The organism is Achromobacter spanius (genome assembly GCF_002812705.1).
GTDB classification, from domain to species: Bacteria; Pseudomonadota; Gammaproteobacteria; order Burkholderiales; family Burkholderiaceae_B; genus Achromobacter; species Achromobacter spanius.
On sequence record NZ_CP025030.1, the window covers coordinates 1,694,673 to 1,712,887 of the forward strand.

19 protein-coding genes are annotated in these 18,215 nt (G+C 65.0%); 8 read left to right on the top strand and 11 right to left on the bottom strand.

Translation table 11 applies throughout. The features are described from left to right. Positions 1 to 37: 37 nt before the first annotated feature. Both rsmI and CVS48_RS07710 read left to right on the top strand, forming a co-directional pair. The gene (gene rsmI / locus CVS48_RS07705; RefSeq protein ID WP_100853931.1) at positions 38 to 973 is read left to right on the top strand and encodes a 16S rRNA (cytidine(1402)-2'-O)-methyltransferase; all 936 of its coding nucleotides are present in this window, start codon (positions 38 to 40) and stop codon (positions 971 to 973) included. Positions 974 to 976: 3 nt separating this feature from the next. After that, on the top strand, positions 977 to 1,561 hold the full coding sequence (locus CVS48_RS07710) for a methylated-DNA--[protein]-cysteine S-methyltransferase (RefSeq protein ID WP_100853932.1): 585 nt from the start codon (positions 977 to 979) through the stop codon (positions 1,559 to 1,561). Between the two features lie 61 nt (positions 1,562 to 1,622). Here the strand turns inward: CVS48_RS07710 and CVS48_RS07715 are convergent, their stop codons facing one another. Both CVS48_RS07715 and rapZ read right to left on the bottom strand, forming a co-directional pair. Next, on the bottom strand, positions 1,623 to 2,585 hold the full coding sequence (locus CVS48_RS07715; RefSeq protein WP_100853933.1) for a septal ring lytic transglycosylase RlpA family protein: 963 nt from the start codon (positions 2,583 to 2,585) through the stop codon (positions 1,623 to 1,625). Then, the gene (rapZ, locus tag CVS48_RS07720; RefSeq protein WP_100857552.1) at positions 2,582 to 3,454 is read right to left on the bottom strand and encodes an RNase adapter RapZ; all 873 of its coding nucleotides are present in this window, start codon (positions 3,452 to 3,454) and stop codon (positions 2,582 to 2,584) included. The genes CVS48_RS07715 and rapZ overlap by 4 nt, the downstream gene beginning before the upstream one ends. 184 nt (positions 3,455 to 3,638) lie before the next feature. Between rapZ and CVS48_RS07725 the strand changes: the two genes are divergently transcribed. Continuing rightward, entirely contained in the window at positions 3,639 to 4,448 is an 810-nt protein-coding gene (locus CVS48_RS07725) for a c-type cytochrome (RefSeq protein WP_100853934.1), read from the top strand. Positions 4,449 to 4,461: 13 nt separating this feature from the next. Further along, positions 4,462 to 5,742: a cytochrome c gene (locus CVS48_RS07730; RefSeq protein ID WP_100857553.1), complete on the top strand. Its 1,281-nt coding sequence runs from the start codon at positions 4,462 to 4,464 to the stop codon at positions 5,740 to 5,742. Positions 5,743 to 5,748: 6 nt separating this feature from the next. On the opposite strand, the gene CVS48_RS07735 is transcribed toward CVS48_RS07730, so the two are convergent. From CVS48_RS07735 to CVS48_RS07775, 9 genes are all read right to left on the bottom strand, one after another. Beyond that, positions 5,749 to 7,188, bottom strand: a complete 1,440-nt coding sequence (locus tag CVS48_RS07735) for an aminotransferase-like domain-containing protein (protein ID WP_100853935.1) — start codon at positions 7,186 to 7,188, stop codon at positions 5,749 to 5,751. Positions 7,189 to 7,210: 22 nt separating this feature from the next. Next, complete coding sequence (gene hprK, locus CVS48_RS07740) at positions 7,211 to 8,137, bottom strand: HPr(Ser) kinase/phosphatase (RefSeq protein WP_006216298.1); 927 nt, start codon at positions 8,135 to 8,137, stop codon at positions 7,211 to 7,213. A 19-nt stretch (positions 8,138 to 8,156) separates the two neighbouring features. Further along, positions 8,157 to 8,612 (bottom strand): PTS sugar transporter subunit IIA, encoded by a 456-nt coding sequence (locus tag CVS48_RS07745; RefSeq protein WP_100853936.1) that lies wholly within the window; start codon positions 8,610 to 8,612, stop codon positions 8,157 to 8,159. A 378-nt stretch (positions 8,613 to 8,990) separates the two neighbouring features. Continuing rightward, positions 8,991 to 9,329, bottom strand: coding sequence for a ribosome hibernation-promoting factor, HPF/YfiA family (gene hpf / locus CVS48_RS07750; protein ID WP_050446225.1), 339 nt, complete (start codon positions 9,327 to 9,329; stop codon positions 8,991 to 8,993). 223 nt (positions 9,330 to 9,552) lie between these two features. Next, positions 9,553 to 10,347: an LPS export ABC transporter ATP-binding protein gene (gene lptB, locus CVS48_RS07755; protein ID WP_050446226.1), complete on the bottom strand. Its 795-nt coding sequence runs from the start codon at positions 10,345 to 10,347 to the stop codon at positions 9,553 to 9,555. Between the two features lie 34 nt (positions 10,348 to 10,381). Beyond that, complete coding sequence (gene lptA / locus CVS48_RS07760) at positions 10,382 to 11,002, bottom strand: lipopolysaccharide transport periplasmic protein LptA (RefSeq protein WP_100853937.1); 621 nt, start codon at positions 11,000 to 11,002, stop codon at positions 10,382 to 10,384. Then, complete coding sequence (gene lptC, locus CVS48_RS07765) at positions 10,999 to 11,631, bottom strand: LPS export ABC transporter periplasmic protein LptC (protein WP_100853938.1); 633 nt, start codon at positions 11,629 to 11,631, stop codon at positions 10,999 to 11,001. Before lptC ends, lptA begins: the two co-directional genes overlap by 4 nt. Before the next feature lie 37 nt (positions 11,632 to 11,668). Further along, on the bottom strand, positions 11,669 to 12,277 hold the full coding sequence (locus tag CVS48_RS07770; protein ID WP_419191450.1) for a KdsC family phosphatase: 609 nt from the start codon (positions 12,275 to 12,277) through the stop codon (positions 11,669 to 11,671). Next, positions 12,274 to 13,263: a KpsF/GutQ family sugar-phosphate isomerase gene (locus tag CVS48_RS07775; RefSeq protein ID WP_100853940.1), complete on the bottom strand. Its 990-nt coding sequence runs from the start codon at positions 13,261 to 13,263 to the stop codon at positions 12,274 to 12,276. Before CVS48_RS07775 ends, CVS48_RS07770 begins: the two co-directional genes overlap by 4 nt. A 107-nt stretch (positions 13,264 to 13,370) precedes the next feature. Between CVS48_RS07775 and purT the strand changes: the two genes are divergently transcribed. The 4 genes from purT (at position 13,371) to cydB (ending at position 18,201) form a co-directional block, all read left to right on the top strand. Further along, a complete protein-coding gene (purT, locus tag CVS48_RS07780) occupies positions 13,371 to 14,588 on the top strand; it encodes a formate-dependent phosphoribosylglycinamide formyltransferase (protein ID WP_100853941.1) in 1,218 nt (405 codons plus the stop codon). 195 nt (positions 14,589 to 14,783) lie between these two features. Further along, complete coding sequence (locus CVS48_RS07785; protein WP_100853942.1) at positions 14,784 to 15,329, top strand: GbsR/MarR family transcriptional regulator; 546 nt, start codon at positions 14,784 to 14,786, stop codon at positions 15,327 to 15,329. A 128-nt stretch (positions 15,330 to 15,457) separates the two neighbouring features. Further along, positions 15,458 to 17,032 (top strand): cytochrome ubiquinol oxidase subunit I, encoded by a 1,575-nt coding sequence (locus tag CVS48_RS07790; protein WP_100853943.1) that lies wholly within the window; start codon positions 15,458 to 15,460, stop codon positions 17,030 to 17,032. A 14-nt stretch (positions 17,033 to 17,046) separates the two neighbouring features. Next, a complete protein-coding gene (gene cydB / locus CVS48_RS07795) occupies positions 17,047 to 18,201 on the top strand; it encodes a cytochrome d ubiquinol oxidase subunit II (RefSeq protein ID WP_100853944.1) in 1,155 nt (384 codons plus the stop codon). Positions 18,202 to 18,215 lie beyond the last annotated feature (14 nt).

An 18,215-nucleotide genomic window follows, 5' to 3' on the forward strand; every position in this document is an offset into this window, starting at 1 on the left:
GCTACACTGACATGGTTTTCCGTGTCAGTAGGCTGCAATGAATCAAAATGTCTCACCCCCGCCCGGTGGCGATGCCTGGAGCCGCGTGGCCGACCGCGTGGCGGGGCAGCATTGGCCCGCGTCGACGCTGTACGTCGTGGCCACGCCGATCGGTAACCTGGGCGACTTGGGGCTGCGGGCCTGGCATGCCCTGCAACGCGCCGACGTGATCGCCGCCGAAGACACGCGCGCCAGCCGCACCTTGCTGGACGCCTGGGGCGTCAGCACGCCGCTCATGGCCGCGCACCGCCACAATGAAGCCACCGCCGCCCAAGCCATCTGTGAACGCCTGGCCCAAGGCCAGCGCGTGGCGCTGGTGTCCGACGCGGGCGCGCCCGCCGTCAGCGACCCCGGCGCGCGCGTGGTGCGCGCCGTGCGCGAGGCCGGCTTCGCGGTTGTGCCCGTGCCGGGGCCCAGCGCCGTCATCGCGGCGCTGATGGGCAGCGGCGTGACCACCGACGAAAATCCCGCCTATGCGTTTGCCGGTTTCCCGCCGCCCAAGGCCGTTGCCCGCCAGCGCTGGCTACGTTCGTGGTGCGCTTTGTCCGCGCCCGTGGTGATGTTCGAATCCCCCCACCGGCTGGCCGCCACGCTGGCGGACCTTCTGGAAGTCTGCGGCCCCGACCGGCAATTGACCGTGGCGCGCGAGCTCACCAAGCGCTTTGAAGAAATCGCCACCATCACGATGGGCGAAGCGGCGGCCTGGCTGGCCGCCGACGCTCACCGCGAACAGGGTGAATTCGTGCTGATCGCGCATGCCGCCGTCGAGCAGGAAATCGACGTGGACGCCGATCCGCGCACCGACGTGTTGCTGGACGCGCTGTTGGAGTCGCTGTCCGTGCGCGATGCCGCGCGGGTCGCCGCCAAGGTCACGGGCCAGCCGCGCGACGTGTTGTACAACCGGGCGCTGTCGCGCAAGAAGTCGGCGGAGTAAGCCATGGCGTACCCAACAATCGTGTCGAAAAAACCCGCCGATCCGCTGGAAACCTTGGCATACCGCGACATGCCCACCCCCTTGGGGGAACTGCGCCTGGTCGCCAGCCCGAAAGGCCTGCGTGGCGCCTGGTTCACGGACCAGGAATCGCTGCCATCGCCTGACGGCTGGGCGCACACGGACACCGATCCCATCCTGGAGCAGGCGCGTCGCGAACTGGACGAATGGTTCGCGGGCAAGCGCCGCGCGTTCGACGTGGCGCTGGACCCGGTCGGCACCACTTTCCAGCACAAGGTCTGGCAGTCACTGTGCGCGCTGGATTTCGGCAAGCTTGCCAGCTATGGCGACCTGGCCCGCAGCGTGGGGCGGCCCAAGGGCGCGCAGGCGGTCGGCGGCGCGGTCGGCCGCAACCCCATCATCATCATCATTCCGTGTCACCGCGTGATTGGCGCCGATACCTCTCTGACGGGGTTTGGCGGCGGGCTCCCGCGCAAGCAGGCGCTGCTGGCCCACGAAGGCAACCGCTATGTCAGCCGCAACCCGCGCGCGCGCCGCGTCTGCGACGGGCAAGCCGAGCTGCCTTGGTGAAGCTGCCTCGGTGATGCTGCCTCGGTAACGCTGCCCTGGTAAGCCCGAAAGCCGCCCGCGTTTACTGCGTGGCGATGCTGGGCAGGATGCCGATGCGGTCCGACACTGTCGGCACCGCGTTCAACGCGCTTTGGCGATCGGGGTAGGGCCCGATCCGGACCCGGTACAGGTTGTTCGATTGATCCACCTGGGCGGGCGGCGCGCCCACCGAGCTCAGCTGCGGATTGATGCGGGCAACCAGCGATTGCGCATTGCCGGGCTGGCTGAATGCACCCACTTGCAGATAGACATTGCCGATGCCGGCTGCGGGCGCCTGGCGTACCGGGGCCGAACCCGCGGCGGGGCCGGGCAAGGGTTCAGCCGTCAAAGCCACCGGCGCGGCGCTCAACGGCGCCTGGACGGGCAAGGAGCCCGTGGCGGAATCGGGTTCCGGCGCCGGCGCCGCGGGCGTGCCTTGCGAGGCCAGGCGTCGGATCTCTTCCTGCGGAATACTCTCCACCACAACCTGGCCGCTACCCGGTCCGATGATGCCCAGCTTGTAGGCGGCCACGTAGGACAAATCCATGATGCGGTCGCTATGGAACGGCCCACGGTCGTTTACGCGCACGATGATCGTCTTGCCGTTGACCAGGCTGGTGACGCGCGCATAGCTGGGAAGCGGCAGCGTCGTGTGGGCCGCCGTCATGGCGTACATGTCGTAGGACTCGCCGATGGACGTGGAATTGCCGTGAAACTTCTTGCCGTACCAGGATGCCAGGCCGCGCTGCTTATACGCTTGGCCGCTGGTGTCCGGCACGTAGCGCTTGCCGAAAACCACATAGGGCCGGTTGGCGCCGCTGGCATAGGGTTCGATACGGGGCACCGCATCCGGCACCTGGTCCAGATTCGACGGCGGGTTGGCGTCCGGGCCGTCGTCCTTGTAGTACCCACCGCCCTTTTTGCGTCCCCCGGTGGAAGAGCAACCGGCCACGGCAATGGCCAGCAACAGCATCAGGATCAGGTGTAGCGGGCGAGACAGGGTCATGCGGATTCGGTGGGCAATTGGTTTCGGTGGCGCACCAGCAAGGGATCGTGGTCGGCGAAGCGCAGCGCCAACTGCTCCACCACATAGACCGAGCGGTGCTGGCCGCCCGTGCAGCCGATTGCCACGGTGAGGTAGTTGCGGGTGTCTTGGGTGTATTGCGGCAGCCAGCGGTTCAGGAAGCCGGCGATGTCGTCGACCATCTGCCCCACTTGCTCGTAACCGGCCAGCCAGGTGGCCACGGGTTCGTCGCGGCCGGTCAGCGGTCGCAGGTTGCGGTCGTAATGCGGGTTGGGCAGGCAGCGCACGTCGAACACCAGATCGGCGTCGCCGGGCACGCCGCGCTTGTAGGCGAAGGACTCGAACGTCAGCACCAGCGGTGCGCGGTCGGCCTGGATCAGGTCACGGATCCAGGCGCGTAACTGGCCCGGGGTCAGGTCCGAGGTGTCGATCACATGTTCCTGCTCGCGCAGCGGCGCCAGCAGTTCACGTTCCAGCGCAATGCAGTCGGCAAGCGAAGGCGGCGTGCCGCCGCGTTGCAGGCGATCGGTAAGAGGATGGCGGCGGCGCGATTCGGAGTAGCGCTGCACCAGCGTCGAGGTGTTGGCGTCCAGGAAGACCACGCGCAGGCTGGTGCCCATGGCGCGCAACGCGGTGACCACGTCGGGCAGTTCGGCGAGTTCGCCGGGCGAGCGGACGTCGATGGCCACGGCCACGCGCTCCAGGCCTTCGTCGCGTGCGTTGGCGATGAATTCGGTCAGGAATCGCACAGGCAAGTTGTCGACGCAGGTGTAGCTGGCGTCCTCAAGCATGCGCAAGGCAACGGATTTTCCCGAACCAGAGATACCGGTGACTAGGACGACTTTCAACATGGACATGATTGTGGCACGCTTTTCCAGGACGATGCAGGCGGGATGACATCTGATATGGCCGTAAATCGGGAATCTGCGCCTGTACCCTTTCTTGCTCCATCGCTTAAGCTTACGGGCCGGATACTTGATCGATTCACTGACCAGCCCCGCCGTCTTGCTGTCGGGGGATAGGAATTCGACCTAGATGTTAGCGCTCATTTCCTTTCGTAGTGTTTCACTGCCGCGGTTTGGGGCGATTTTCCGCGTGTTGGCGGCGGCTGCTGTTGTCTTTACGACAAGCCCCCTGAACGCGCAGCCAGCGGCGCCCGCCACGTCGGCTTCCGCCCCCGCCAGCGCGAGTCCCGATGCATCGACGCTTGATACCTTGCAGCCCGACACCATGGCGGCCCGCGTCGCGGCCTGTACCGCCTGCCATGGTGCGCAAGGCCGGGCCGGCGCCGACGGCTACTACCCACGCCTGGCCGGCAAGCCGCAGGAATACCTGTACCACCAGTTGCTGAATTTCCGCGACGACCGCCGCCAGTACCGGCCCATGTCGCATCTGCTGGCGGGTCTACCCGACGACTACCTGCGTGAGATGGCCGCGTATTTTTCCGAGCAGCATGTGCCCTATCCGCCGCCGGCACGCGCGGAGGTTTCCGGCGCCACGCTGGAGGCCGGCCGCAAGCTGGCCTTGCAGGGCGACGCGGCGCGCGGCCTGCCCGCCTGTGCGTCCTGTCACGGCGCCGCGTTCAGCGGCCTGATGCCCGCCATCCCTGGTTTGCTGGGCTTGCCACGCGACTACATCGGTTCGCAGATCGGCAGTTGGAAGACCGGGCTGCGCCGCGCCGCCGCGCCGGACTGCATGGCCGACATCGCCAACAAACTCACCCCTGTCGACATCAGCGCCCTGGCGGCGTGGCTGTCGTCACAGCCCATCACCGAGCCCTATGTGCCTGAAAGCGCGGGGTCGCTGCGCTTGCCCGCGGAATGCGGCAGCCAGGCGCAACGCTGATCCGGGGGCCATGATGAAACTGCTGAAGAAAATCCTGACTCTGGTGTTGGTGGTGCTGATTGCCACGGTGGGCGGCCTGTACTGGCTGGGCACCCGCGACGACACCAGCACGGGCCCCGCCGCCACGGCGGACGCAGGCACGTTGGTTGAGCGCGGCCGCTATCTGGCGCAGGCTGGCAACTGCATGGCCTGCCACACCAGCCGCGGCGGCAAGGCGCTGGCGGGCGGCACGCCCATCCCCACGCCATTCGGCACGGTGTACGGTCCGAACATTACGCCTGATGAGAAAACGGGCATCGGCACCTGGACCGCTGATGACTTCTGGCAAGCGCTGCACAACGGTAAATCGAAGGACGGCACGCTGCTGTATCCGGCTTTCCCATACACGGAATACACCCGTATCACGCGAGCCGATGCCGACGCTCTGTACGCCTACCTGCGCAGCGTGCCGCCGGTCAGCCAGCCCAACCGCCCGCCCGACATGGCGTTCCCGTACGACCAGCGCGCTTTGCTGGCCGCGTGGCGTGCGCTGTACTTCAAGCCGGGCGTGCAAGAGGCCGACGCGGGGCAATCGGTGCAATGGAACCGGGGCCGCTATCTGGTCGAAGGCTTGGGGCATTGCGCCGCCTGCCATACGCCCCGCAACAGCCTGGGGGCCACCCGGTCGTCCGAGGCGTTCACCGGCGGCATCATTCCCGTGCTGGATTGGTATGCGCCGCCGCTCACCAACGATAGGCAGACCGGCATGGGCCGCTGGACGGCGGCCGACATCGCCGCCTTGCTCAAGACCGGCATCTCGGCCCATTCGAGCGCCAGCGGTCCGATGGCCGAAGTGGTGCTGGGCAGCACGCAGCACCTGACGGACGACGACGCGCTGGCGATCGGCGTCTACATCAAGTCCCTGCCGGCCACGCCGGCTTCCACACCGCGCTCAACGGCGGCGGCTGCGCCCGCGGCAATGGAATTGGGCAGCAAGATCTATCGCCAGCATTGCGCGCAATGTCATCAGCCGCAAGGGCAGGGCAGCGGCACCGCGTGGCCGGCGTTGGCGGGTAACCCGACGGTGACGGCGCCGTCACCGGTCAATGCCATACGAATGGTGCTGGATGGCGGCTATGCCCCCGCCACGGCCGCCAATCCCCGGCCGCATGGCATGCCGCCGTTTGGCCAGATCCTGAACGACAGCGACATCGCCATGCTGGTGTCCTACATCCGCAATAGCTGGGGCAACGAAGCGGGCGGCGTCACCGCGCTTGAGGTCAAGCGGGCGCGCGCGTCGTCCACCTTGAACTAGGGCTGGCTAACGCTGCGCGGCCAACCGCGCGCGGGCCTGATGCTGATGCGCCAGGTCACCCAGCACGCGGATCGCCTCTTCATGGGCTGCGTCCCAGGGATGGCCGTAGTTCAGGCGCATGGCGCTGGTGAACTGGCTGCTGGCCGAAAAAATCGGCCCTGGCGCCACGCTCACGCCGTGCGCCAAGGCCTCGCGATGCAACGCCAGCGCATCCACCGCCGCGGGCAGTTCCACCCACAGGAAGAAGCCGCCTTGCGGGCGAGTCACGCGCGAGCCAGCGGGAAATGCATGGGCGATGGCATCGGCCATGCGTGCCTGCTGCGCGTGCAAGGTCTGACGCAAGCGGCGCAGATGGCGGTCGTAACCGCCTTGTTCCAGGTATTCGGCGATGGCGCCTTGCGCCGGGCCCGACGCGGACAGCGTCGATGACAATTTCAAGCGCTCTACGCGCCGAGAGTATCGGCCCGCCGAGGCCCAGCCGATGCGGTAGCCAGGCGCAAGGCATTTGGAAAACGACGAGCAATGCAGCACCAGCCCGTCTTTGTCGTAGGCCTTGGCCGGCACCGGCCGCACGGCGCCGTAATACAGTTCGCCGTACACGTCGTCTTCGATCAGCGGGATGTCGTGGCGGCGCAATAGCTCAACCAGTTGCCGCTTCCTGTCTTCCGGCATCAGGCTGCCCAGCGGGTTCTGGAACTGCGTCATCAGCCAGCAAGCCTTGGGGGCATGCCGTTTGATGGCCGCCTCCATGGCATTCAGGTCCACGCCCGTACGCGGATGGGTCGGCACTTCCAAGGCCTTGAGGCCCAGGCGCTCCAGCGCCTGCAAGGCGCCATAGAACGTGGGCGCCTCGACCATGACGATGTCGCCGGGTTCGGTAACGGCCCGCAGACAAAGGTTCAGTGCTTCCAGCGCGCCGTTGGTGATGACGATGTCGCTGGCAGGCACGTTCATGCCGCCGATCAGGTAGCGCAGCGCGATCTGGCGGCGCAGCGCCGGGTTGCCGGGGCTCAGGTCTTCGACCGTATCCAGCGGGTCCTGGCGTTTCAGGTGCGCGGCCATGGCGTGCGCCAGGCGCGGCAGCGGGAACAGCAGCGGGGAAGGAAAGGCGGATCCCAGCGGCGTCACGTCGCGGTTGCGCACGGAGTCCAGGATGTCGAAGATGCGTTCGCTGATGGCGAGTTCGGTTGATTCGCCGTCTGGGCTGGATGCGCCGGGTTCGGGTGGCAGCGATTCGGCGGGGGCGTGCACGTAATAGCCCGAGCGCGGTTGGGCACGGATCAGGCCGCGGGCTTCAAGCAGGTAATAGGCCTGGAATACCGTCGACGGGCTGACGCCCCGCGTGGCGCAAGCATGCCGCACGGAAGGCAGCTTGTCGCCGACGCGCAAGACGCCGTCGCGGATCGACTTGGCGATCTCGCCGGCCAGGGTTTCGTACAGGCTCACGGTGCCGCAAGGCGACGCGCGTTCACTTGCTGCTTTGGAGGATAGCCATGGCCTGGCGTTCCATGAACTCGCCCAGCGTATCGATGCCGCGCAGCTTCAGTATGGTGTTGCGCACGGCGGCTTCCACCAACACGGCCAGATTGCGGCCGGCAGCCACTTGCAGCATCACCTTGCGCACGGGCAGGCCCAGCATGTCTTGCGTGATGTCTTGCAGCGGCAGGCGTTCGAACTTGTCTTGCGCGGTGGCGCGCACCAGATGCACGATGAGTTTCAGGCGCATTTTCCGGCGCACGGAGGTCTCGCCGAAGATGGTGCGGATATCAAGCAGGCCCAGGCCGCGAACTTCCAGCAGGTTCTGCAGCAGTTGCGGGCAATGGCCTTCGATCATGTTGGGCGCGGTGCGGGAAAATTCCACGGCGTCGTCGGCCACCAGGCCGTGTCCGCGCGAAATCAGTTCCAGCGCCAGTTCGCTCTTGCCCAGGCCCGATTCACCGGTGATCAGCACGCCCAGACCCAGCACGTCCAGGAACACGCCATGCACGGTGGTGGTGGGCGCCAGCTTCTTGCCCAGGTAGATGCGCAGCAGGTCGATCAGTTGCGCCGCCGCCACCGGGGTAGACAGCAGCGGCACCTGGTGCTGGTCGCATTGGTCCACGAGATCTTGCGGAGGCGTCAGGCCATCGGCCAGCAGAATGGCGGGCACGCCGCCAATCAGCAGCTCGTCCATGTGGTGCATGCGGCGGCGCAGGTCGAAGCGGGTGTAGTACGCCAGCTCTTCCTGCCCGAACACCTGGATGCGGGACGGGTGGATCAGGTTCAGGTGGCCAACCAGGTCGGCGGCCGCCATGCCGTCATCGGGAATGGCGCGGTCCGCGGCGCCTTGGCCGGATATCCAGTTAAAGGGGATTTTGTCGGCGTTGTCGTCGACGAGTTCCTGCACCGTTAGCATGGCTGCGTGTCCGCGAGGGTCAGAGTTTGCCGGTCGTGAGCATTTTGTGGACGATGGCCGAATCGGGCTCGGTGGCCAGCGCTTCACGCAATGCCTTGTTCGACATCAGCTGCGCAAGTTCAGCCAGGATGTCCAGGTGCTGTTGCGTGGCCGTTTCCGGCACCAGCAGGCAAAGCAGCATCGACACCGGTTGCCCGTCGGGCGCGTCGAACGAAATGGGCTGGGCCAGGCGGATGAATGCCGCCAATGCCTGCTCCAGTCCTTTCACGCGGCCATGCGGAACGGCCACGCCCTGCCCAAGGGCAGTGGAGCCAAGACGTTCCCGGGCAAACAGGCTGTCGAACACGAGCGCGCGTGCCAAGCCATGATTGTTTTCAAAAAGAAGGCCAGCTTGTTCGAACGCCCGTTTCTTGCTCGTTGCGAGCATATCGAGCACGACGTTGCCGGCGGGTAGGATGCGCGACAAATGATTCATCGGATCATTATATGGTTATATGACGCAGTGCAATAAATTGGCCTTGCGTCGCGCCCATGCACTGGGCGGCGAACGGTACGGCAAGAGCGACAGCATAGTCTGATCACGCCGCATTGTGGGCGTTACGGCATGCGGGCCAACCCGGGGGCGCGGGACTCGGCCGCAAAACGCGCAGGAATGCGCGATGCAAAGACCTGGGGCACCAATGGGGGCCGAGGATTTCGGGGACAAATCTTGGGGGGATACTGCGGAGGGTACTGCGGGGGAGTTTTGCCGATGCCCCGGCTGGACTGACGTCTAGCGGGACACCGGGACTTAGGCAGGATTTTTACAATCGCTGTTTAGCGTATCGCTCAGAGCGAGTGATCATGAAGCGCGTTACTGCTGGGGTGGCGAAAGGTTCGCCGCTTGCCGCTTCACGGACTCCGCTGAGTGACTTCGTACCTTGTCCTTGTGCTTGATGACCTGACGGTCGACTTTGTCAGCAAGAAGGTCTATGGCCGCATAGAGATTTTCATCGGTTGCTTCACAATGAATGTCCTTACCGCTTAGACGCATGGTGATTTCGGCTCTATGCCGCAGGGGCTCTACCGAGAGCATGACCTGGGTATCGATGACGTGATCGAAATGCCGCAGCACTCGCGCCAGTTTGTTCATGACATATTCCCGGATTGCCGGGGTGACGTCGAGGTGACGACCGCAGATGCTCAGGTTCATAGTGTGCTCTCCTTCTAAAAGAGAAAAAATGGTTGCGCGAAATGCGCGGTGAGGTCGTTAGGCGTTCTCCTTGATTGGGTGGCTACGTTTAGTACTAGTGTATAGACTCGGGCCGATAAAACAAGCTGAGCTACCGCAAGAACATGGCATTTTTATGGCGGAGCCCCTAGGGTGTATTAACCCGTTCCCGCAGGGGGTCTAGGGGTCTTCCCCAATGCGCTGGCTACATGCGGAAGTGCTCGCCCAGATACACGCGGCGCACGGCCGGATCGCCCACAATTTCGTCGGGGTGGCCGTCGGTCAGCACCTTGCCTTCGCTGATGATGTAGGCGCGGTCGCAGATGCCCAGCGTTTCGCGCACGTTGTGGTCGGTGATCAGCACGCCGATGCCGCGGCCCTTCAAGAACCGCACGATGCGCTGGATTTCAATGACGGCAATGGGGTCCACGCCGGCGAAGGGTTCGTCCAGCAGGATGAAGCGCGGGCTGGTGGCCAGGGCGCGCGCGATTTCCACGCGGCGCCGTTCGCCACCCGACAACGAAATGGCCGCATTGCTGCGGATATGGCCAATCTGCAGCTCTTCCAGCAGGGCCTCCATCTGCTCATTGATCTTGGGCGTGGAAAGCGGACGGCCATCGGCGCCCACTTGCAGTTCAAGCACGGCGCGGATGTTCTGTTCGACCGTCAGGCGGCGGAACACGGACGCATCCTGGGGCAGGTATGACAGGCCCATGCGCGCGCGCTTGTGGATCGGCATCGCGGTAATGACGGCGCCGTCGATTTCAATGCGCCCCGCGTCCGCGGGCACCAGGCCCACGATCATGTAGAAGCTGGTGGTTTTGCCGGCGCCGTTGGGGCCAAGCAATCCCACGACTTCGCCACTGACCACGGACAGGGACACATCCTGCACCACGGTCCGGCCGTTATAGGTCTTGCGCAAACCGGTTGCGCGCAGGCTGCCCTGCTTGACCCCGGAAGGGGCGGAGGTCACGGGGGTGGGCACAGAAGGTTGGTTCATCGTGGGTGCGAGTGGTGTTGCGTGGGGGGCGCTTTCAGCGCCCTTTCTTGGCGGCTTGCTGCTTGCGGCATTCCGCGACGGCGGCATCGGACTTGGCGCGCGGTTCGGCAACCGAACGCACGCGGCCGCCCGCCGCAGCAGAGTTGGGGCCACCCTGGGCTTCGTAGGTGCCGGTTTTTTCGTTGTAGCGTATCCGTTCGCCGCGAATCGTGTCGAACGGTTTGCCACAGACGTAACGGACGACGACAGCCTGCCCGATCAGATCAAACGTGCTCTTCGTGCCATCGTATTCGGCGCGCAAGCCCTTGCCTTCGATAAGCTCAAAGGTATCCGGGCGTTCCTGGCGGATGGTCACGACCTTGCCCTTGTTGGCGGTGGCCGTGCCGTACTGGCCGCCTTGGGCGTCCTCGTGCATTTCCAGCGTGTCGGAGGTCAGCGTCATCAGGCCGCGCGTCATGTTGACGTTGCCGGTGAAAACGCTTTGCTTCTTGACGTCGTCGTAGTGCAGCGTGTCCGACAGGATCAGCGTGCTGGGCTCTTCGGCCGGCTTGGCCGCGGGTTCCGCCGCGTAGGCGGGCGCGAGCACCGAGGCCGACAGCAGGACGGCGCCCAGCAGGCGGGTCGTCGGGGCAAAGAGAGTCCGAAAGTCGGTCATGGTTTCTTTTGGTCAGTGTTGTTGGCGGGAATCTCGGTGCGGCGCTGTCGCTTGCCTTCGGAACCGGCAATCTCAACATCCGTCGACGCGGACACCTGCAATTGGCGTGTCTTGTTGTTGTAGTGCATGCCCTTGCCATTCATGCGCGAACGGCCCTTGAGGACCTCGGCGGGCAGGTCGGTGAAGACCACGTCTTCATCGGGCAGGATGATCAATTGCTGGCTGCGCACGTCGAGCACGTCGTTGTTGGCGTCGGGCTGGCGGTGCACATGGGCGTCGCCATTCATGACGATGCGCTTGCCACCTTGCTCCATCACGGCCGTTTTCGATACGCCTACCGTTACCGGATTGGCCTCGCGCTGGCCCACCGCGCGCGGGGCGGTGATGTGATACGAATCGTCGTCGGGGAAGTGTTCCGCGTATTCGCCTTCCAGCCGGTTGATCGGGCGGCCGGTGGGGTCCGTGCGCAGCATGACGAAATCGCGCGACCAGGCGTCCATCTCGTGGGTGATGCGGCGGGGTGGATCCACCTGGATGGCCCGCTGCGCGTAATCGGCGGCCCACCAAGAACTGGTAACCAGCACAAGCAGCAGGAACAGCGCGATCAGGGAAGGAAAACGTTCTTTCATCAGTGTCGCCGCAAGGGCGTGTCGGGGTTCGTGGCCGTCATTGGATGGCGCCAGGGCCCAGCAGGCCCGGCGCCGCCAGGAACGCGCCCAGGCGTCCCTGGGATGCCAGGAGCAGGTCGCAGCATTCGCGCACCGCGCCGCTGCCGCCGGGCTGCGTGGAGACCCAATGCGCCGCCTGGCTGACGTAGCCGGGTGCGTTGGGCACGCTGGCCGCAAAGCCGGCACGCTGCATGGCCGGCAGGTCGATGATGTCATCGCCCATGTAGCCGGTTTGATTCAGTTGGACACCGGCGCGCTGCGCAAGTTCGGTCAGCGCCGAACCTTTGTCGCGCACCCCCTGGATGACTTCAGAGATGCCGAGTTCCGCGGCGCGACGCGCCACGATGGGGCCAGAACGGCCCGTCATCAGCGCCACGCCCAGCCCGCCTTCCATCAAGAGGCGCAAGCCATGGCCGTCCAGGGCGTGGAACCGCTTTTGCAATTCGCCGCCTTCGCCGTAATAGAGGCTGCCGTCGGTCAGCACGCCGTCCACGTCGAACACCATCAGACGCACGGCGGCGGCGCGATCGCGCACGGTGGCGGGGATGCGGGCCAGGACCAGCGCTTCGGCCGGGTGAGTCACGGAAGCAGGAAGAGTCATAGTCATACCACTTTAGCGGCCATCAGATCATGCATATGCAAGGCGCCCAGCAGCGCGCCGTCGGTGTCCAGCACCAGCATCTGGCTGAGCCGCAGCTGGTCCATGTGCTGGGCGGCCTCGACCGCAAGCGCGTCAGGAGAGATGCTGCGTGGCGAACGGGTCATGCCCGCCTCCACGGTCAAGTTTCGGATATCGCCGTGCCGGGCGATCAGGCGGCGCAAATCGCCATCAGTGAAGATGCCCAGCGGTCGGCGTTGGGCGTCGGTGACGACCGTCATGCCCATGCCCTTGTCGGACATCACCTCAAGCGCTTGCGACACGGGCGTGCCGGCCAGCACGATAGGCAGGGCGTTGCCCTGGCGCATGACGTCGCGCACCAGGGTCAGCAGGCGGCGACCCAGCGCGCCGCCAGGGTGGGATCGCGCGAAATCCTGCGGGCTGAAGCCGCGCGCCTCCAGGCAGGCGACCGCCAGGGCGTCGCCCAGGGCCAGCGCGGCCGTGGTGCTGGCCGTGGGCGCCAGGTTGAGCGGGCAGGCTTCCTGCGCCACGCTGCCGTCCAGATGCACGTCGGCCAACAGGGCCAATTCAGATTGCGGGTTGCCGGTAATCGCTACCAGCTTGGCGCCCATGCGCCGGGCCACGGGCAGGATGGTCAGCAGTTCCTGGCCCGCGCCGGAATACGACACGGCAATCACCACGTCATCCTGAGTGATCATGCCCAGGTCGCCATGCACCGCTTCCGCAGCGTGGACGAAGAAAGCGGGCGTGCCGGTCGAGGCGAACGTCGCGGCGATCTTGCGCGCGATGTGCCCGGTCTTGCCGATGCCGGTGACCACGACGCGGCCCCGGCAGGCCAGCAGCAGGGCGACGACCTGGGTGAATGAGTCGTCCAGCCGCGCCGCCAGGTCCAGCAGGCCCTGGCTTTCGACTTGCAATGTTCTGCGTGCAGATGCTAGCGCGGCATCGGACGATGTGATGGGATGATCAGTCATTCAGGGATTTTAATATCAGTGGGCGGGTTTGCCCCCGTCAGGGGCGTATGGCATCCTGGCGGAACTTTTTTCAACGGCTTTCAAATCCTTTTATCCCGGCCCATTCCATGTCCAGCATCTCCAGCCCCGTCCTTGGCACGCCCCTGTCCCCCCTGGCCACCCGAGTCATGTTGCTCGGATCCGGCGAGTTGGGCAAAGAGGTCATCATTGCCCTGCAAAGGCTGGGCGTGGAAGTCATTGCGGTGGATCGGTATGCCGACGCGCCGGGCCATCAGGTGGCGCACCGCGCGCATGTGGTCTCCATGACCGACGCGGACGCCCTGAAGAAGATCATCGAGCAAGAGCGGCCGCACGTTATTGTCCCCGAAATCGAGGCTATTGCCACCAGTTTGCTGGTGGAACTGGAAACGGCGGGCGTGGCCCGCGTGACGCCGACGGCCCGCGCCGCCCAATTGACCATGAATCGCGAGGGCATCCGGCGCCTGGCGGCCGAGACGCTGGGGCTGCCCACGTCCCCCTACCGTTTTGTCGACACCGAGGACGAATTGCGGGCCGCCATCGACGGCGGAATCGGCTATCCCTGCGTCATCAAACCGGTGATGTCGTCGTCCGGCAAGGGCCAGTCCGTGATCAAAAGCGCCGATGACGTGGCGCAATCGTGGCGCTACGCCCAGGAAGGCGGCCGGGTGGGCGGCGGCCGGGCCATTGTTGAAGGCTTCATCCGCTTCGACTACGAAATCACGCTGCTGACGGTGCGCGCTCGTGGCGCCGACGGCACGGTCGAAACCCAATATTGCGAACCCATCGGCCACAAACAGGTCGACGGCGACTACGTGGAAAGCTGGCAGCCGCACCCCATGTCGCCCGCCGCGCTGGCGCGCGCCCGGGAAATCGCCCTGGCTGTCACGTCCGACCTGGGCGGCCTGGGCATCTTCGGTGTTGAGCTGTTCGTGGCGGGGGACCAGGTGTGGTTCTCGGAAGTCAGCCCGCGGCCGCACGACACCGGCATGGTCACCATGATCACCCAGAGCCAGAACGAATTTGAACTGCACGCGCGCGCCTTGCTCGGCCTGCCGGTGGACACCAGCCTGCGCCAGCCGGGCGCCAGCAGCGTTATCTATGGTGGCGTGGACGCCGCCGCCGTGTCGTTCCACAACGTGGCCGAAGCGCTGGCCGAACCGGGCACGGACATCCGCCTGTTCGGCAAGCCGGAATCCTTCGTCAAGCGCCGCATGGGCGTGGGCCTGGCCGTGGCCGAGGACGTGGCTGCCGCGCGCGCCAAGGCCAAGCGCGTTTCCGCCGCCGTCGCCGTCAAGGCCGGCTGACCTGCCCGATTGAATCCCGCAGGGGCTTTGCCCCTGATGACAGCCACCGCGCCCTCGCGCCCGGTGGCTGTTTGCTTTTGACGCCATGGTTTGCGCTATCACACAGTTTGTTCGATAATTTCAGAAATTTCTGAAAGTGGCGTAACTGAATTTGTCGGCGACGCCGCCGTGTTGATTCTTTGGCGTCGATAGCTCATGGTTCTTACCCCTCAAAACGAACGTTTCGTCCTGCACTTTGGCGAAATGGGCAGCCGTTGGGGCGTGAACCGCACCGTCGGCCAAATCTACGCCCTGCTGTTCCTGCACCCCGAACCGCTGAATGCCGACGAAATCGCCGAGACGCTGGGCTTTTCGCGCCCGAACGTCAGCCTGGGGTTGAAAGAGTTGCAGTCGTGGCGCCTGGTCAAGCTGGTGCACCAGGTGGGCGACCGCCGCGACTACTTCGAGACGCCCAAAGACGTCTGGGAAATCTTCCGCATCCTGATGGAAGAAAAGCGCAAGCGCGAGATCAATCCCACCCTGACCCTGCTGCGCGACACCTTGCTTGAAACACCATCAGGGCCCAATGACGCCTACGCGCAACAACGCATGACCGAAATGCTGGAGCTCATCGAACTGTCTTCCGGATGGTTCGATGAGGTTCAACGCCTGCCCCCGGAGACCTTGCAAAAGCTCATGCGACTGGGTTCGCAAGTGCAAAAGGTGCTTGGCTTCGCCGGCAAACTGCGGGGCAAGGACTGAGCTGCCATGCGCCCGAACTTTTCAGGAAACCGCTATGAAGTTGTATCCATCGCCCTTAACATGGCGCCAGAGTCGGCCTGGGAACCATGCCGGTTGCCGCGGTGTCTCGACTGCTTGGGAGCGCCCCAATGATTGATCTTGATGTCGTCAACCTGTCGCGATTCCAGTTTGCCGCGACCGCGCTTTACCACTTCCTGTTCGTCCCTCTCACGCTTGGCCTGTCGTTCATCCTGGCCATCATGGAAAGCGTGTACGTCATGACCGGCCGCCCCATCTGGAAACGGATGACCATGTTCTGGGGCACGCTGTTCGGCATCAACTTCGCGCTGGGTGTGGCCACCGGCGTGGTGATGGAATTCCAGTTCGGTATGAACTGGTCCTACTACAGTCACTACGTTGGCGATATTTTCGGCGCGCCGCTTGCGCTGGAAGGGCTGATGGCCTTCTTCCTGGAAGCCACCTTCGTCGGCCTGTTCTTCTTCGGCTGGAACCGCATGTCCAAGGTCAGTCACCTGGTGGTGACCTGGCTGGTGGCGTTTGGCACCAACTTTTCGGCGCTGTGGATCCTGATCGCCAACGGCTGGATGCAGAACCCGGTGGGCGCCATCTTCAACCCCGACACCATGCGCATGGAGATGACCGACTTCGCCTCGGTGATCTTCAACCCCGTGGCGCAGGCGAAGTTCGTGCACACGGTCAGCGCCGGCTACGTGGCGGGCGCCATGTTCGTGATGTCGATCAGCGCCTGGTATCTGCTGAAGGGCCGTCATACCGACCTGGCCAAGCGCTCGATGGCGGTGGCCGCCAGCTTCGGCCTGGCGGGTGCGTTGTCGGTGGTGGTGCTGGGTGACGAAAGCGGTTACCTCACGACCGAGCACCAGAAGATGAAGATCGCGGCCATGGAGTCCATGTGGCATACCGAGCCCGCGCCCGCGTCCTTCAACCTGATCGCGATTCCCAACCAGGCCGAGCGCAAGAACGACTTCGCCATCGAGATCCCGTACGTCATGGGCATCATCGGCACCCGTTCGCTGACCACGCCGCTCCTGGGTATTGACGACCTGATCCTGCGCGCCGAAAACCGCATCCGCGACGGCATGGTGGCGTACGACGCCTTGCAGAAGATCCGCGCCAATCCCAAGGATGTCGACGCGCGCATGGTCTTCGACAAGACCTGGCCGGACCTGGGCTACGCCCTGCTGGTCAAGCGCTACCAGGAAGACATGACGAAGGTCACCGAGGCCGACATCAAACAGGCCGCGCTCGACACGGTGCCGAATGTGGCGCCGCTGTTCTGGGCGTTCCGCATCATGGTGGCGGTGGGCATGTACCTGATCCTGTTCTTTGGCGTGGCCTTCTGGCTGGCGTCGCGCGGGCGTCTGGACAGCCGCCGGGGCCTGCTGAAGGTGGCGCTGTGGAGCCTGCCGTTGCCCTGGGTCGCCATTGAAAGCGGCTGGTTCGTGGCCGAGTACGGCCGCCAACCCTGGGTGATCGAAGGGGTGCTGCCCACGTATTACGCGGCATCCGGCCTGACCATCACCGACCTGGTCATCAGCCTGTCCATCTTCCTGGTGCTCTACACCGTCTTGCTGATCATCGGCGTGAAGGTCATGTTGCACGCCATCAAGGCGGGTCCGAAATCCGATGGGCCGGTGGCGGACAACGCCGCCGCCGATCCTGTGCGCGCCGCCGTGCGCGCCTAAGGGGAGAGAAGCAGATGGATACCCTTATTCCTTTCGACTATGGCACCTTGCGGGTGATCTGGTGGGTGCTGCTGGGCGCCTTGCTCATCGGCTTTGCCGTCATGGACGGCTTTGACCTGGGCGTGGCCGCCTTGCTGCCGGTGGTAGCCAAGACCGACGCCGAACGCCGCATCGTCATCAACGTTGTCGGCCCGGTATGGGAAGGCAACCAGGTCTGGCTGATCACGGCGGGCGGTGCCATCTTTGCCGCCTGGCCCTTGCTGTACGCCGCGTCATTCTCCGGCTTCTACCTGGCGATGATGCTGGTGTTGATTGCGCTGATCCTGCGCCCCGTGGGCTTCAAGTACCGCAGCAAGATGGAAGGCACGCGCTGGCGCAATAGCTGGGATGGTGTGCTGTGTTTCTCGGGCGTGGTGGCCTCGCTGGTGTTTGGCGTGGCAATGGGCAACATCATCCTGGGCGTGCCGTTCACGTTCGACCCGGTGACGCTGCGGCCCATCTATGAAGGGCATTTCTATCAGCTCTTCGCACCGTTCGCTTTGCTGGCCGGCGTGCTCAGCGTGGTGATGCTGGCCATGCATGGCGCGGTGCTGCTGGCCTGGCGCACCGACGACCCCGTGTCGTCCCGCGCGCGCAACTGGGGCCGTCTGGCGGGCTTGCTGACCGCGGCACTGTTCGTCGCGGGCGGGTTCTGGGTTGCCGGCGGTATTGGCGGCCACACCATCACCAGCGCGGTCAACGCGAACGGGCCGTCGGATCCCATGCTCAAGACCGTGGCGGTGCAGACCGGCGCCTGGATGGCCAACTACGCCACCTGGCCCTTGATGTGGATCGCGCCCGCGCTGGGCGTGGCCGGCGCGCTGCTGGTGGTGTTGCTGTTGACCGTGCGCGCCAACGTGCTGGCGTTCCTGGCGTCGTCGCTGTCGATCACCGGCGTGATCCTGACGGTGGGCTTTGCGCTGTTCCCGTTCGTCATGCCGTCCTCGACCAAGCCGCAGGCCGGCCTGACCATCTGGGACGGATCGTCCAGCCAACTGACGCTGTGGATCATGGTGATCGCGGTTGCCGTGTTCCTGCCGATCGTCACGCTTTACACCGCATGGGTGTATCGCGTGATGCGCGGCAAGGTCACCCATGAATCCGTGGGCGACACGCCCAACTCATACTAAAAGGAGCCCACCCC

What these genes read in the sequence shown, in the direction of transcription:
- rsmI (WP_100853931.1), top strand. Translation starts at nt 38, where the DNA reads ATGAATCAAAATGTCTCACCCCCGCCCGGTGGCGATGCCTGGAGCCGC.
- CVS48_RS07710 (WP_100853932.1), top strand. Translation starts at nt 977, where the DNA reads ATGGCGTACCCAACAATCGTGTCGAAAAAACCCGCCGATCCGCTGGAA.
- CVS48_RS07715 (WP_100853933.1), bottom strand. Translation starts at nt 2,585, where the DNA reads ATGACCCTGTCTCGCCCGCTACACCTGATCCTGATGCTGTTGCTGGCC.
- rapZ (WP_100857552.1), bottom strand. Translation starts at nt 3,454, where the DNA reads ATGTTGAAAGTCGTCCTAGTCACCGGTATCTCTGGTTCGGGAAAATCC.
- CVS48_RS07725 (WP_100853934.1), top strand. Translation starts at nt 3,639, where the DNA reads ATGTTAGCGCTCATTTCCTTTCGTAGTGTTTCACTGCCGCGGTTTGGG.
- CVS48_RS07730 (WP_100857553.1), top strand. Translation starts at nt 4,462, where the DNA reads ATGAAACTGCTGAAGAAAATCCTGACTCTGGTGTTGGTGGTGCTGATT.
- hprK (WP_006216298.1), bottom strand. Translation starts at nt 8,137, where the DNA reads ATGCTAACGGTGCAGGAACTCGTCGACGACAACGCCGACAAAATCCCC.
- CVS48_RS07745 (WP_100853936.1), bottom strand. Translation starts at nt 8,612, where the DNA reads ATGAATCATTTGTCGCGCATCCTACCCGCCGGCAACGTCGTGCTCGAT.
- hpf (WP_050446225.1), bottom strand. Translation starts at nt 9,329, where the DNA reads ATGAACCTGAGCATCTGCGGTCGTCACCTCGACGTCACCCCGGCAATC.
- lptB (WP_050446226.1), bottom strand. Translation starts at nt 10,347, where the DNA reads ATGAACCAACCTTCTGTGCCCACCCCCGTGACCTCCGCCCCTTCCGGG.
- lptA (WP_100853937.1), bottom strand. Translation starts at nt 11,002, where the DNA reads ATGACCGACTTTCGGACTCTCTTTGCCCCGACGACCCGCCTGCTGGGC.
- lptC (WP_100853938.1), bottom strand. Translation starts at nt 11,631, where the DNA reads ATGAAAGAACGTTTTCCTTCCCTGATCGCGCTGTTCCTGCTGCTTGTG.
- CVS48_RS07770 (WP_419191450.1), bottom strand. Translation starts at nt 12,277, where the DNA reads ATGACTATGACTCTTCCTGCTTCCGTGACTCACCCGGCCGAAGCGCTG.
- CVS48_RS07775 (WP_100853940.1), bottom strand. Translation starts at nt 13,263, where the DNA reads ATGACTGATCATCCCATCACATCGTCCGATGCCGCGCTAGCATCTGCA.
- purT (WP_100853941.1), top strand. Translation starts at nt 13,371, where the DNA reads ATGTCCAGCATCTCCAGCCCCGTCCTTGGCACGCCCCTGTCCCCCCTG.
- CVS48_RS07785 (WP_100853942.1), top strand. Translation starts at nt 14,784, where the DNA reads ATGGTTCTTACCCCTCAAAACGAACGTTTCGTCCTGCACTTTGGCGAA.
- CVS48_RS07790 (WP_100853943.1), top strand. Translation starts at nt 15,458, where the DNA reads ATGATTGATCTTGATGTCGTCAACCTGTCGCGATTCCAGTTTGCCGCG.
- cydB (WP_100853944.1), top strand. Translation starts at nt 17,047, where the DNA reads ATGGATACCCTTATTCCTTTCGACTATGGCACCTTGCGGGTGATCTGG.